The 16,547-nt window shown below is 51.3% G+C and carries 1 protein-coding gene and 2 pseudogenes; all 3 read left to right on the top strand.

Going from position 1 to position 16,547, the window contains the following annotated elements:
- Positions 1 to 108: 108 nt before the first annotated feature.
- Positions 109 to 3,192: pseudogene (locus QMK20_RS27655) on the top strand (non-ribosomal peptide synthetase); the annotation flags it as partial.
- Between the two features lie 186 nt (positions 3,193 to 3,378).
- Positions 3,379 to 4,887: pseudogene (locus QMK20_RS27660) on the top strand (condensation domain-containing protein); the annotation flags it as partial.
- A 164-nt stretch (positions 4,888 to 5,051) separates the two neighbouring features.
- Entirely contained in the window at positions 5,052 to 16,289 is an 11,238-nt protein-coding gene (locus tag QMK20_RS11920; protein ID WP_283655876.1) for a non-ribosomal peptide synthetase, read from the top strand.
- The last annotated feature ends 258 nt before the right edge of the window (positions 16,290 to 16,547 follow it).

Here is a 16,547-nt window from a genome sequence, read left to right on the forward strand (position 1 = left end):
CTGCAAAGCGGAGCGGATTATGTTGCACCGCGGACATGGGTGGAAGTGAAGTTGGCCCAAATTTGGCAAAATGTACTTGGATTGGCACAGGTTGGAGTGAAGGAAAACTTCTTTGAGATTGGCGGACATTCACTGCGGGCGACAACCCTGGCCTCGAAGATTCACAAGGAACTGAATAAGCCGCTTCCATTGCGCAGTATTTTTGAAGCACCAACGATTGAACAACTGGCAGCCGTTTTGGAACAGCTGGATCAAGTGAACTATGCGTCCATTCCGGTGACAGAAGCCCGTGGCTTCTACCCGTTATCCTCGGCGCAAAAACGACTGTATGTGCTGCATCAGTTCGACCCGAATGATGTGAACTACAACATGCCGTCGGTGCTGCAAGTGAGTGGTCCGCTCGATGTGAAACGAGTAGAAGACGCGTTCCGGCAACTGATCGCCCGCCATGCAACCTTGCGTACCCGCTTTGAACTAGTGGACAGTGAGCCGATGCAATGGATTGAGGAGATCGTGCCGTTCGAGGTGGAATATGCAAAGGTACAGGCAGAGGGTGCGACTACGGATACGGACATGATGGTCAGCAAGGAAACGCAAGAACTGGTACGGCGCTTTGTCCGTCCGTTCGTTCTGCAAGCAGCGCCGCTGCTGCGGGTAGGCTTGGTGGACCTGGGCGTACAAGGAGTGGAACAAGAACAACAGCATTTGCTTATGCTCGATATGCACCATATCGTCTCGGATGGTGTGTCCATGGGCGTACTGACTGATGAATTTGTCCGCTTGTATGAGGGTGAAGAGCTGTCGCCATTGCGGATTCAGTACAAGGATTATGCGGTATGGCAGCAAAGCGAAGCCCATCAGGAGTGGATGCAGCGTCAGGAAGCGTACTGGCTCGACACCTTCCGGGGTGAGTTGCCTGTACTGGATGTACCTACGGACTTTGCCCGTCCGGCGGTACGCAGTACGGCAGGGGATACGGTCGTGTTCGGACTGGAGCATGAAGTTAGCGAACGCCTGAAAGAACTGGCGGCGCACACAGGCTCTACATTGTACATGGTGCTGCTGGCTGCGTACACCGCACTCTTGCACCAATACAGCGGCCAAGAGGACATGGTAGTCGGCACGCCGATTGCAGGACGACCGCATGCAGATCTGGAGTCGATCCTTGGGATGTTCGTTGGTACGTTGGCATTGCGAAACTATCCGACGGCAGAGCATACCTTCCGCAGCTACGTGGAAGAAGTGAAAGATCGTGCCCTGCAAGCATACGAACATCAGGACTATCCATTTGAGGAACTGGTGGAAAAGCTGAACGTGAAGCGGGATATGAGCCGCCATCCGCTGTTCGATACGATGTTTACGCTGCAAACCACTGAGGAAAGCGAATTGCAGCTGGCAGACCTAAGCTTCCGTCCATACGGCTTGGAACAAACGCCAGTCAAGTTTGATTTGATGCTGGAAGCCAGGGAGGAAGGGGTAGGCATCCAGTTTGGATTGCAGTATGCAACCGCGTTGTATCAACGGGAAACCGTAGAACGGATGACACGTCACTTCATTCGTTTGGCCGAAGCCGTGGCAGCGAACCCGGATGCGAAGTTGGGCGAGCTGGAGCTGATTACAGCGGAAGAAACCGAGCGGATTCTGAAGGTGTTCAATGACCCGAACGCGCATAGCGTGCGTGAAACAGAACAAGGTCGCTCGCTCAGCGAACGATTTGAAGAGCAAGCGAAGCGCAGCCCTGATCGGGTAGCGGTCGTGTCTGGGGGCACGACGCTGACCTACGCCGAGCTGAACGAGCGTGCGAACCGATTGGCCCGTGTGTTACGAGCGGAAGGAATCGATGCAGATCAACCGGTAGGCGTGTTACTGGAACGTTCTGCCGATATCCTGGTGAGCATTCTAGGAGTACTTAAGGCCGGAGGCGCGTATGTGCCGATGGATACCATGTATCCGCAGGAACGTATCGACTACATGCTCCAAGACAGCGGGGCAAAGGTCGTGATTACAAGCAGAGTCGCCAATCTCTCACTCAGCTTGCCATCCACAGTTCGAGCAGTAGTTCTTGACGATGAGAACGTTCAAGCTCAACTGGGAGCACAGGATGCGAGCAACCTGATCCCTGTGGCCCGCCCGCATAACCTGGCCTATATGATTTACACGTCAGGCACAACCGGTCAGCCGAAAGGTGTCATGATCGAGCAGGGCAGTGTCAGCAATCTGGTAGATGCTTTATTTGAGCGAGTATACAGCCGTTATGAACAGCCGCTTCATGTCGCATGGCTGTCGGCATTTGTATTTGACGCTTCGGTGAAGCAAATCTTTGCCAGCTTGTTATTAGGCCACACCTTGCATGTGGTATCCCGTGACGTCAGCCTGAGCGGGGAGCATTTGATCGCCTACTACCGAACGCACCGAATTGATCTGTCGGACGGCACACCTGCGCATCTGCATATTTTGAACGAAAGCGTCAGTGTGACGGAAGCGCCAGAAGTGAAGCATTACCTGATCGGCGGTGAAGCATTATCTGTACAACTGGTCAATGTGTTCCTGCACAAGTGGTCCGGGTACCGCCCGGTAATTACTAATGTGTATGGTCCGACCGAAACGACGGTAGATGCAACAGCTTATACGATTGAAGATGTAGAAGCCCTGAACGTGCTGCTGGAAAAAGGTGAACACACCGTATCCATCGGAACGCCGATAGCGAACCAGTCTGTGTACATCCTGAACAGCCAGCAGCAACTGGTGCCGATCGGTATCGCAGGTGAGCTCTATATTGGAGGTGCAGGTGTAGGAAGAGGATACCTGAACCTGCCGGAACTGACGGCAGAGAAGTTCATACCGAATCCGTTTGCCTCAGCTTCAGTGGAAGCTGAACAAGCTCCAGATGCCCACATCCACCGGATGTATCGGACGGGCGACCTGGCCCGATGGCTGCCAGATGGAAGCATCGAGTATTTAGGCCGGATCGACCACCAGGTGAAAATCCGGGGGTACCGGATCGAGCTGGGCGAGGTGGAAGCACAGCTGCTGACCGTAGACGGCATTCAGAAAGCCGTGGTCACGGCATGGGAAAGCGAAGACGGACATAAGGACCTGTGTGCCTACATCGTAGCCACAGCACCGCTGAGTCTGCCGGAGCTGCGCAATGCGCTGCAGCCGAAGCTGCCGGATTACATGATCCCGATATATGTTGTACAACTGGATCGTTTCCAGCTGACCCCAAGCGGAAAAATTGACCGCAAGGCGTTGCCAGCGCCGGAAACGCGCCTCGAAGGTGGCATGGAATACGTTGCGCCGCGGACGCCGCTCGAAGCCAAGCTTGCTCAAATTTGGCAGGATGTGTTGAAGCTGTCCAGCGTTGGAGTCACCGACTCATTCTTCGACATGGGTGGACACTCCCTGCGAGCAACAACGCTGGTGACCAAAATCCATCAGGAACTGGACAGCCGGATTACACTGCGTGAGGTGTTCCAGCACATTACGATTGAGCAGCAAGCCCAGCTCATAGCTACGCACGGCACAGACACCTATACGGTGATCCCTGCGGCGGCGAAACAGGCCTACTACCCGGTTTCCTCGGCTCAAAAACGTCTGTACATTTTGAGCCATCTGGAAGGTGGGGATGTCAGCTACAACATGCCGGATGTGCTAACGGTGGAAGGACCGCTTCAGGCAGATCGACTGGAGGAAGCATTCCGTCAGTTAATAGCCCGCCATGAAACGTTGCGGACTTCCTTTGAAATGGTGGAAGGCGAGGTTGTTCAGCGGGTTTACGATCAGGTTGAGTTTGCAGTAGAGCGCCTGCAGGTTAGTGAATCTGAAGCCGAAGCGTATATCGAATCCTTTGTACGCAGCTTTGATCTTCGGCAGGCACCACTGCTGCGTGTCCGGATCATTCAAACCGGACCAGAGCGCCATTTCCTGATGTACGACATGCACCATATTATTTCAGACGGTGTATCGTCTAACAATATCGTGCAGGAACTGGTACAGCTGTACGAGGAGCAGGAATTGGAGCCGCTGCCGATTCAGTACAAGGACTATGCCGTGTGGCAGCAGCAGGAAATGCAGCGTGAGTCATATCAACGCCGGGAACACTTCTGGCTGGAGCATTTAGCCGGAGAATTGCCGGTACTGGATTTGCCGATTGCTTATCCAAGACCTGCTGTTCGCAGCTTCGAGGGTGTGCTGTATGAATTTACAGTTGACCCGAATGTATCCGAACAACTGCACCGAATGGCGGCACAGACCGGAAGTACGTTGTACATGGTGCTATTGAGCGCCTACACCGTTCTGCTGTCCAAATACAGCGGTCAGGACGATTTGATCATCGGTACTCCGGTAGCAGGCCGCTTGTTGCCTGAGTTGGAGCCACTGATCGGAATGTTCGTCAATACGCTAGCCATCCGGCATCAGCCGAAGGGCAACCAAACGTTCCACAACTACTTGCTGGAAGCCAGAGATCGTACGCTGCAAGCCTTCGAGCATCAGGATTATCCACTGGAAGAGTTAGTGGAAAAGCTGGATGTAGCACGGGATACAAGCCGTAACCCATTGTTTGACACCATGTTTGCACTGGAAAATACGGAGTCGCAGGAAGCGAAGCTTGAGACCCTGTCCTTCAGTCCGTATGTTCGGGAGCATCGTATCTCCAAATTTGATTTGACCTTGTCCATGAGCGATGAAGACGGGGTGATCAAGGGTTCCTTTGAATATTGCACGAAGCTGTTTGGGGCAGAGGCGATTGAACGATTAACGGAAGATTTGATAGCGATTCTGTCACAGGTTGGGGCAAACCCGGATCTGCTGTTAAGCGAAATTCAGGTGAACTCGGGCGAGCAGCCGGAAGGCTTCTCACCGGATTCCATCGACTTTGTTTTCTAAATCATTTTCTAAAATGCAATGATTTCACTTTGCATGTGCAGAGGGCGGCGATTTGTCCGCCTGCCCTTGCCTGCAAAGTATTATTTTTCCGACACAACGCTCATCTACGTAACAACGCACCATTCCAACCGGGGTACAGACCCCATAAAGCAGGAGGGATGTCATTGAAAGCCTTATTTGAGAAGGAAAAAAATTACTGGAGTCATAAGCTGGAATCCGAGGATCATATCATCTGCCTTCCATACACCAACAACATGTCCAAGGATGCAATTGTAACGAATTTAAATTCCCTTACGTACACGCTCACTTTTCCATCTGAAATTTCCGGGCGAATATTGTCTATAACAGGTGGCGCTCCATGGGCAGTGTTTATGGTTCTGCTTGCTGGAGTAGAAAGTCTGTTACATAAGTACACAGGTGAGGAACGTGTGCTGCTGGGCATTCCGGTAGCCAAGTCTGGCAACGGTGCTACAAAGCCGATCAATCATCTGCTTATACTGAAAAACACACTGGATTCCACAACGACCTTCAAAGCCTTGCTGTCTCAAATCAAAACCTCTGTCAGCGAAGCGATTGAGCACCAAAATATACCTTTTTGGAACTATACCGAGGGGCTTGAAATTCCACGTAACGAGGATGAAAAGCCTCTGATTTACACCACGGCGTCTATGCAAAATATTCATATTCCTGATTTTTTGAATTATGTACAATCTGAGCTTGATTTGCAATTTCAGTGGGAAAATGCAGCGGTTTCTCTGAACGTGAAGTACAGTAGCGACCGTTATAACGAGGCGACGATTGAACGCTTTGTTGAGCAACTGTTGCGCTTGTACAGCGTTGTTCTGCATCAGCCAGAACTGGAGATTTCCGCAGCACAACTGCTGTCAGAGCAAGAAGTGGAGCAGCTGCTTCATACCTTCAACGATACAGCTGTGGATTATCCACGTCATGCGTCCATTCATGAATTGTTCCAGAAACAGGTGAAGCAGGTCCCACAGCAGGTGGCGGTAGTGTTCGGAAAAGATAGCCTAACCTATGGAGAATTGAATGAAAAGGCCAACCGTCTAGCTCATACATTACGTAAGCAAGGGATCTGCACCGAGCAGACTGTCGGCATTGTGGCTGAACGCTCGATTGAGATGATCGTCGGTATGCTTGCAATTCTCAAGGCAGGCGGAGCATATGTCCCGATTGACTCCGAATACCCGAATGAGCGCGTACGCTATTTGCTGGAGGATTCTGGTGCTAACATACTGCTCGTACAGCGAATGGAGCATCGGCCCGTTGATTTTAAGGGAACTGTGCTCGACCTGAGCGATTCCGCAATTTATGGAACGGATGATGCTGATCGTTTCGATCCGGTTTTGCGGAACGACAACGAGACGTATGCTGACGTAACTGGCATCGGATATGTAGATTGCTTAAACCCGCTCTACTCCATTTCCGCTAGTCCTGAGCTTGCTTCTACTACAACCACACAACCAGAAATTATACAACCAGAAGTTACGCAATCAGAACAAGTGGAGGCAACCGCTGCTGATCGCTTGGCCTATATCATGTACACCTCTGGAACAACTGGCCAGCCGAAAGGGGTTATGGTGGAACACCGCAATGTCGTCCGTCTAGTGAAAAATACAAACTACGCGCAATTGAATGCCGATACGCGTATTTTGCAGACCGGGGCCGTTGTCTTTGACGCGTCCACCTTTGAAATTTGGGGTGCGCTATTGAACGGTGGACAGCTGGTGCTGGTGAGTCAGGATGTCATTCTGGACGCGCCGAAGCTCAAGGAAGCGGTCCGCAGCCACGGCATTACCACGATGTTTCTGACCACACCGCTCTTTAACCAGTTGTCCCAGCAGGATCTGGCGCTGTTCGAGGGGATACGGGAGCTGCTGGTCGGCGGGGATGTGATGTCCGTTCCGCATATGAACCGGGTGCTGGAGGCTCATCCTTCCCTGCGGATCAGTAACATCTATGGCCCAACCGAAAATACGACCTTCTCCACCATGCATGCGATCGCCGGTGTGCAATCCGAATCGGTGCCAATTGGCCGCCCAATCACTAACTCAACGGCGTATGTCGTGGATCGCTCGATGCAGCTCCAGCCTGTCGGGGCGTGGGGTGAGCTGATCGTCGGCGGTGACGGGGTAGCACGTGGCTACCGCAACCGTCCGGACCTGACGGCTGAAAAGTTCATCGACAGTCCGTTCCGCAGCGGAGAACGCTGCTATCGCACAGGCGACCTGGTACGCTGGAAGGCGGACGGGGCGCTGGAATACAAGGGACGGATCGACGCCCAGGTGAAAATTCGGGGCTACCGGATCGAGCTGGGCGAGGTGGAAGCGCAGCTGTTGAAGCTGGAGGCGGTGCAAGAATCCGTCGTTATTGCACATGAGGATGAGCAGGGGCAAAAGCAGCTCTGCGCTTATGTGGTGACCCATGAGGAAGTAACAGCAAGTGAGTTGCGCAGCGCTTTGAGCCAAGAATTACCGGGCTACATGGTGCCGTCATATTTTGTACAGCTGGAGCAATTGCCACTGACACCGAACGGCAAGGTGGATCGCCGGGCGTTGCCGCAGCCGGAGGGAAGTATAAGCTCAGGCGCAGAATATGTAGCTCCTCAAAATCAATTACAAGTACAACTGGCGAGTATCTGGAAAGATGTGCTGGAGCTTGAGCGCATTGGGATTAAGGATAACTTTTTTGAAGCAGGAGGGCACTCCCTGCGAGCGACACATGTTATATCACTTATTCATAAGGAATTGCATAAAAATGTGCAGCTAAAGGACCTGTTTCAGCACCCGACGATTGAACAGCTTGCGCAGGTGATTGAAGCGCTGGAGCAAACCGCCTATGAATCCATACCTGTTACGGAGAATAAGCCATTTTATGCGGTGTCCTCGGCACAAAAACGGATGTATATCCTCAATCAGCTTGATGGAGCGGGAATTAGCTATAACATTCCTGGCGCTCTGACACTGACAGGTTCATTTGATCATAATGCACTGGACAATGCGTTCCGCCAGCTTATTGACCGCCATGAAATATTGCGTACCAGCTTTGAGACCATGAACGGTGAACCTGTCCAGCGAGTACATGACGAAGTTTCTTTTCGTATGGAGTTGATTCATGCCCATGGAGCTGACCCAAAGGAGACGGACGAACTAGTACGCGACTTTGTCCAGCCGTTCGATCTTGGACAGGCTCCGCTTTTCCGAGTCGGTTTGATTGAAACAGATCCAGAGCATCATATTTTACTACTGGATATGCATCACATCATTTCGGACGGTACCTCTATAAATGTGATGATTCAGGACTTCATCCATTTATATACAGGTGACACACTGCCACCATTGCGCATTCAGTATAAGGACTACGCTGCTTGGCAACAGGAGCAGCAGCAAAGTGAACGCTATCGGCAGCAGGAAAGCTACTGGCTGAATACCTTCGCAGGAGAGCTGCCTGTGCTGGATATACCAACCGATTATCCACGTCCGGCGACGAGAAGCTTTGAAGGAGATTTGCTGGAATTTACGCTCGATCAACGGCAGAGCGAAGGTTTAAAAAGCATTGCGGTACAGACGGAATCGACATTATATATGGTGCTATTGGCAGCTTATACGTCTTTGCTTAGCCACTACAGCGGGCAGGAGGATATTATTGTCGGTTCGCCGATTGCGGGGCGGCCCCATGCTGATCTTGGTAGCCTGATCGGGATGTTTGTGAATACGCTGGCAATTCGCAATTATCCGGAAGGTGGTAAGACCTTCCGCGATTATGTATTAGAGGTCAAGGAAAACGCATTGAAAGCTTTTGAACATCAGGATTATCCGTTTGAAGAGCTGGTGGACAAGCTGGACGTGGATCGAGATTTAAGCCGTAATCCGTTATTTGATACCATGTTTGCTCTACAAAATTTGGAGCAAAAGGATCAGCAACTGGAAGGTTTGCAATTGGCACCCTATCCGAGTGAACAAAATACCGCGAAATTTGATTTGAGTCTGTTCGCGATGGAGGATGGGGAGCAAATTGTCTTCGGTCTTCAATACGGAACCCGGCTGTACAAACGGGAAACCATCGAACGACTGGCTGTACATTTGCAGCAGCTTATCCATGCGGTGATAGAACAGCCGGATATCGCTCTTTCGGCTATTGAAATGGTTTCGTACCAAGAAAAAGAGCAGATTGTAATGCAATTCAACGATACAGTAGCAGACTATCCGTATCCACGTGATCAAGTGCTGCATGTGCTGTTCGAGGAACAGGCCGCACAATCACCGGATCGGCTGGCTGTCACCTTTGCGGACACACAGCTCACCTACCACGAACTGAAAGAACGCTCCGACCGTCTGGCACGTATACTCGCTTCTCATGGGATACGGCGCGGCTCCGAGCCAGAGATACAGCGAGTAGGGATTATGGCGGAGCGCTCCATTGAAATGATCGTGGGTATGCTGGCGATTTTGAAGGCCGGAGGGGCTTACGTTCCCATTGATCCCGAATATCCTGAGGAGCGTATCCGTTATTTACTGGAGGATTCCAGTACTCGGCTGTTACTTTCACAGCGACGTGAGCAGGTTCCTTTTGAACCAGGTATTCCGATCATAGATTTGAGTGATGAACAACGATGGAGTAGCGAATCTGAACTTTACGCTCATGTGGATGAATCTGCTGCTGTTCCAATGGAGGGATCTTCCTCGGATCTTGCGTATGTGATCTACACCTCTGGTACGACAGGCAAGCCGAAGGGCGTGATGATCGATCACCGTAATGTCGTGCGTTTGGTGAAAAACAAAAGCTATGCCACGCTTGACGAAAATACGCGTATGCTGCAAATGGGTGCCGTGGTGTTCGATGCCTCCACGTTTGAAATCTGGGGAACGCTGCTGAACGGAGGTCAACTGTATGTGGTAAGTCATGACACTATTTTGGACGCCGCCAAGCTCAAACAGGCGATTGACAAGTATCGTATTAACACCATGTTCATGACCACGGCTTTATTCAATCAGCATTCACAGCAAGCTATTGGAGTGTTTTCCTCCCTGAAGGAATTGCTTGTGGGTGGTGATGTGTTATCCATACCACACGTCAATCGTGTGCTGAAGGAGCACCCGCAGCTTCGTTTGGCCAATATTTATGGGCCGACGGAAAACGCCACCTTTTCCACCATCTATGACATTACAGAACCGCAAACCCAAGCTATTCCCATTGGGCGTCCGATTGATCATTCGACCGCGTATGTGGTCAATCGTTCGTTGAAGCTGCAGCCGATCGGAGCCTGGGGGGAACTGATCGTCGGTGGTGACGGTGTGGGACGTGGATATCTGAATCGGCCGGAGCTCACGGCGGAAAAGTTTATAGAAAGTCCGTTCCGGCCCGGGGAGCATTGCTATCGTACAGGGGATTTAGTGCGTTGGCGTGCAGATGGCGTGTTGGAGTACAAGGGAAGAATGGATGAGCAGGTCAAAATTCGCGGCTACCGCATTGAGCTGGGTGAAATAGAAACCCGTTTGTCCACGATTGCAGGAGTGAAGGAATCGATTGTTACCGTACGGCAGGATGATAACGGGCAAAAACAGTTGTGTGCTTATTTTGTAACAGACAGCGAATTGAGCGCCAGTGACTTACGTAACGTTTTGTCGCAGGATCTGCCTGGCTATATGGTGCCTTCCTATTTTGTGCAACTTTCCAGACTGCCTTTGACGCTGAATGGTAAAGTAGACCGCAGGGCTCTGCCTGCACCGGAGCAAAACGTCGATACAGGCATGGATTATGTAGCACCCGAGACGGATGTTCAGCAAGCACTGGCTACCGCCTGGGGGGCAATTCTTGGGATTCAGCGAGTGGGCATACAGGATAACTTTTTCCATCTGGGTGGCGACTCCATCAAGGCCATTCAAGTGTCGTCCCGATTGTTTCAGGCTGGATACAAGCTGGAGATGAAGGACTTGTTCAAATACCCGACGATTGCGGGACTAAGCAAATTTATTCAGCCTGTTAACCGAATAGCAGAGCAGGGAGAGGTTACGGGATCTGTTTTGCTTACACCGATTCAGCGCTGGTTTTTTGAACAGCCAACGGCAGAGCCGCACTATTTTAACCAATCTGTCATGCTCTATCGACAAGAAGGCTACGATGAACAGGCACTTCGGCAGGCGCTCCATCAGATTACAGCGCACCATGATGCATTGCGTATGGTTTTTCGTTCGTCGGAGAATGGGTATACGGCATGGAATCGTGGTATAGAGGAAGGCGAACCATACCATCTGGAAATCTTTGATTATAGGGACAGCAAAGTAAACGAGGGCGATTTGGCGAAGATGGTTGAAGCCAATTGCAATGAAATTCAATCCAGCATTTCCCTAAGCGAAGGGCCGCTCATGAGGCTGGGGCTGTTCCGTTGCCCGGATGGAGATCATCTGCTGGTCGCGATTCACCATTTGGTGGTGGACGGGGTATCCTGGCGCATTTTATTCGAGGATTTGGCAACTGCTTATGATCAGGCCTCCAAGGGGGAACCGGTGATTCAGTTACCTCATAAAACGGATTCGTTCCAAACGTGGGCCCAGCAGCTGTACGCTTATGCCAATAGCCCAGCCATGGAACGTGAGCGCTCGTACTGGGAGGAGCTTGCACAAGCCGAGCTGGCTCCCTTGCCGCAGGATTACGGGCATCATGAGCACAAAAATCCGTTGATTGGTGACAGTGAGTCGGTTACCGCTGTATGGACTAGTGCGGAGACAGAGCAACTGCTCAAACAGGCCAATCGTGCCTACCACACGGAGGTTAACGATCTGCTGCTGACAGCGGTAGGGATGGCATTGCAAGCGTGGAGCGGAAATGAGCGTTTCCTGATAAATCTGGAGGGGCATGGACGCGAAGCTATTTTACCTGAGGTAGACATTACCCGAACAATTGGGTGGTTTACAAGCCAATATCCTGTTTTGCTTAATATGCCGCAAGAAATTACTCTTTCGCAACGGATTAAGCATGTGAAGGAAGGACTGCGCGGCATCCCGAAAAAAGGGATTGGCTACGGTGTACTGAAATATGTAGCTGATCACCAGGAGCAGGTAACATCTCCAGCCTTATTTGAGGCAGATCCAGAAATAAGCTTTAACTATTTGGGACAATTCGATCAGGATATGAAAGGAAATGATCTGGAGTCATCCCCTTACAGTGGGGGCATGCCACTAAGCCCGACCATGGCTCGGACGTATACGCTGGATTTTGGCGGCATCATTTCGGGAGGTCAGCTGGGTCTGACGATTAGCTATAGCCGTACCAGCTATCGACCAGAGACGATAGAGCGGTTGGCGAAATTACTGGAATCGAGCCTGCGTGAAATTTTGACGCATTGCATTCATAAAGAACAGCCGGAGCTGACCCCAAGTGATATTTCCTATAAAGGAATGAGTGTGGAGGGCTTGGACAGCCTGTTATCTGAAATGGGTGCTGCGGGTGAGGTTGACAATGTATATGCACTGACCCCGATGCAAAAAGGAATGCTGTTTCACAGCCAACTGGATAGTCAAGCAGCCGCGAATGACGCGTATTTTGAGCAGGTTTCTTATGATATGCGAGGTCGGATGGACATTCGGGCTTTTGCAGAAAGCCTGAATATTCTGGTTCGGCGACATGAGGCGCTGCGTACACATTTTTATTTTGGCCGGGATACGGAGCCGTTGCAGGTGGTGTATCGAAGTCGGGATTGCGGCTTTCAATATGAGGATTTACACAAGCTGGATGTGGGTACAAGAGATACCTGGGTGAAAAACTTCGAGTTGGAGGATAGAGCACGGGGCTTTGATCTGCGTCGAGATGTCCTGCTGCGTGTAGCGATTTTACGTACCGGAGAAGACAGCTATCATTTTGTATGGAGCTTCCATCATATCGTCATGGACGGCTGGTGTCTGTCCCTTATAAATAAAGAAGTGTTTGAAAGCTATGCAGCACTTCAGGAGGGCAGAGTGCCAGAGCTGGCACCGGCAGTGCCGTACAGCAGCTTTATTGAATGGCTGGAAGCACAGGATGGCAAGGCGGCAGCCGACTACTGGAGCAGCTATTTATCCGGGTATGAGCAGCAAACAGCACTACCAGCTATAAAATCCGGTCGAAAGAGTGAAGGCTACAAGGCCAGCGATTGGGCGACGGATTTGGAGCGTGAGCTGACCCTCCGGGTGGAGGAGACGGCTAAGCGGTATCAGGTGACCATGAATACGTTATTACAAACCGCATGGGGGATTGTGCTGCAAAAATATAACAACCACAGTGATGTCGTATTTGGCAGTGTTGTCTCAGGTCGTCCATCGGATATTATCGGGGTCGAGGATATTATCGGCTTGTTCATTAATACCATTCCCGTTCGCATCCGCTGCGAGGCAGGGGAATCTTTTGCAGAAGTTATGAAGAAAATGCAAGAGCAGGCGCTGGCTTCTCATGCATATGATACGTATCCACTGTTTGAAATTCAGGCATTGACCGACCAGAAGCAGGATTTAATTAACCATATTATGGTGTTTGAAAATTATCCGGTGGAGGAGCAGGTCGAGGAACTGGGAATTGACGGGCAGGAACCATTCCCGATTTCCAACGTGGTGGCTGCAGAGCAGACCAACTACGAACTGAACCTCGTCGTTATGCCGGGAGAATGCATAAAGATTCGTTTTATGTATAACGCGTTAAGCTTTGATCAAACAGACATTGAGCGTCTGCATGGACATTTTGTGAACCTGTTGGAGCAAGTTTTGCTTAACCCGAATGTTTGCGTAGAAGAGCTGGAACTGGTTACAGCGGCGGAAAAACAACAAATTACAGGAGAGTTTAATGACACTGCCTCTGCATATCCAAGCAATCACACGATCCAAAAACTGTTTGAGGAGCAGGCAGAGCGCACGCCGGATCATATTGCTGTAGCTTTGGGTCATCAATCATTGACCTATCGAGAACTCAATGAGACGGCCAACCGTCTTGCACGTACCCTGCGTGCGGAAGGCGTTGAACCGGATCAGCCGGTAGGCATTTTAGTACACCGCTCGCTGGAAATGATCGTGGGCATCTATGCGATCCTCAAGGCAGGCGGGGCTTACGTGCCGATCGATCCGGAATATCCGACGGACCGTATCCGCTTTATGCTGGAGGACTCGGGAGCGAAGCTGGTGCTGACGCAATCGCATTTGGCCGCGCAAGCGTCGCTGAGCTTCGACGGCAAGGTGCTGGTGCTGGACAGCGAAGAAATTTACCAAGAAGACGGCTCGAATTTGGCACCGCTGGCTGGTCCGCACCATGTAGCCTATGTCATCTACACCTCCGGCTCCACTGGAAAACCGAAGGGCGTTATGGTCGAACACCATTCCGTGCTGAACCGGATTTTGTGGATGCATGACCGTTACGGCTTGAGTGCGGAGGATACGATCCTGCAAAAGACCGCCTTCACCTTCGACGTGTCGGTGTGGGAACTGTTCTGGTGGTCGATGGTTGGCTCGAAGGTGAGTCTGTTGTCGGTTGGCGGGGAAAAGAATCCAGAGGACATCGTCGAAACGATTGCCCGCGATAGCGTAAGCACGATGCACTTTGTGCCTGCGATGCTGCATGCATTCCTGGAGTATGTGGAGCAGCAGCCGCAGGAAGTAATGCAAGCGAAGCTGGGAACGCTGCGTCATGTATTTGCCAGTGGGGAAGCGTTGCCTCCGCAGCATGTGGCACGTTTCCAACGGCTCGTGTCAGGAATCGCTGGAGCGAAGCTGATCAACCTGTACGGACCGACGGAAGCCACGGTGGACGTATCGTATTTCGATTGCGAGCCGACGGAGGAATATGCCGTTATTCCAATCGGAAAACCGATTCAGAACATCCGTCTGTACATCGTGAAGGAAGGGACGGAGCAAATGCAGCCGATTGGGGTAGCAGGGGAGCTGTGCATCGGCGGTGTAGGCGTAGCGCGAGGCTATCTGAACCGTCCAGAACTGACGGCAGAGAAATTCGTTGCTGATCCGTTTGCCGGTGGCGAAGCAGGCGATGAGCGGATGTACCGCACGGGCGATTTGGCGAGATGGATGCCGGACGGCAACATCGAATATTTGGGCCGGATCGACCATCAGGTGAAAATCCGGGGGTACCGGATCGAGCTGGGCGAGGTCGAATCGCAGTTGTTGAAGGTGGAGTCGGTACGAGAAGCGGTCGTCATGGCCCGTGCAGATGAAACAGGCCAGCAGCAATTATGTGCTTACTTCACTTCCGATGAACAGCTGACCATCCGTGAGATTCGAGCTGTGATGTCGGCCAGTCTGCCGAACTATATGATTCCATCCGCATTCGTACAGCTGGATCGGTTACCGCTGACGACAAACGGCAAAATCGACCGCAAAGCTTTACCTGTGCCGGACAAAGCGCTGCACACGGGCATAGAATATGTCGCACCGCGAACCGATGTGGAGCAGTTGCTGGCAGCCATTTGGCAGGAAGTGCTCGAAATCCCGCAAGTGGGTATCCACGATGACTTTTTCACGTTGGGGGGACATTCCTTGAAAGTGCTGGAGCTTGTACGCAAAGTCCACCTTGCCACAGACATCGAGCTTCCAATCCGCAGTGTTCTGGAGTTCCCGACCATCGAAGAGCAGGCGCTCGCATTATTGAAATCGGATTTGCAATCTAAGGCAGATAGTCCAATCATTCGATTGAATGAACACGGTCCTGTCTCCATCTTCTGCTTTCCGCCCATGCTTGGATACGGGCTGTCGTTCGCGGAGCTTGCGAAACAACTGGATCAGGATGCAGTCGTGTATGGATTGGAGTTCGTAGATGATGCAGCGGATGAGCAGGAAATGCTGGCACGGTATGTTGATTTGATCGTCAGCACGCAAGCGCAAGGTCCGTATGTGCTGCTTGGTTATTCCATAGGCGGTAACCTGGCGCATAAGGTTGCCGACACACTGGAGCGTCAAGGTCATGCTGTATCCGACATTTTGATGCTCGATTCGGTCAAAAGGAAGGAAGCCCTGCCCTTCACAGTCGAAGAAACAGAGCACGAAATTCATGCCATGCTGGAACAGGTTCCCGAATCCTACCGTGAGCTGTTGAATGAAACATACCAGCGTAAAATGATCGCTTACGCGGTGTATGGCAACCAGCTTGTGAATACAGAGAGCGTTCAGGCGAATATTCACGGCTTTGTCGCCGTTGGATCGGAAACGGTCAAGGGTACAGGAGACAATCGACTTTTATGGAAAGACGCTACACAAGGAAGCTATGAAGAGCATAGCTTGATTGGCAATCATTATGAACTGCTGGAACCCGGATTTATCGAGGAAAATGTAAAAAGTATCCGTGCCGCAATACAAAACATAATCCGGAACATGGACAAAGACATGGCACAAGATCTGGCACATCATAATTCTTGAAAAACTACGGTCGATGATTTGACTGGAGTTCACTAATTTTTAATCTGTAACCCATGAATCCTGATCGAACATGTAAGAAGCCTGCTGCTTACGTGATTCGCTCAGGATTCGCTCTATCATCTGCACTCTCTCTATGGGAAGTGCGATGATTCCATAGCGCCATGCTGATGGCTCCGAATCCGAGTGAAAACATCTGCTCCGCTATGCAATCACCGCACCGTTCAATCAAGAAGCCAACTTCATACGTAAGGATGGTAC

This window comes from Paenibacillus sp. RC334, from assembly GCF_030034735.1.
Taxonomy (GTDB): domain Bacteria; phylum Bacillota; class Bacilli; order Paenibacillales; family Paenibacillaceae; genus Paenibacillus; species Paenibacillus terrae_A.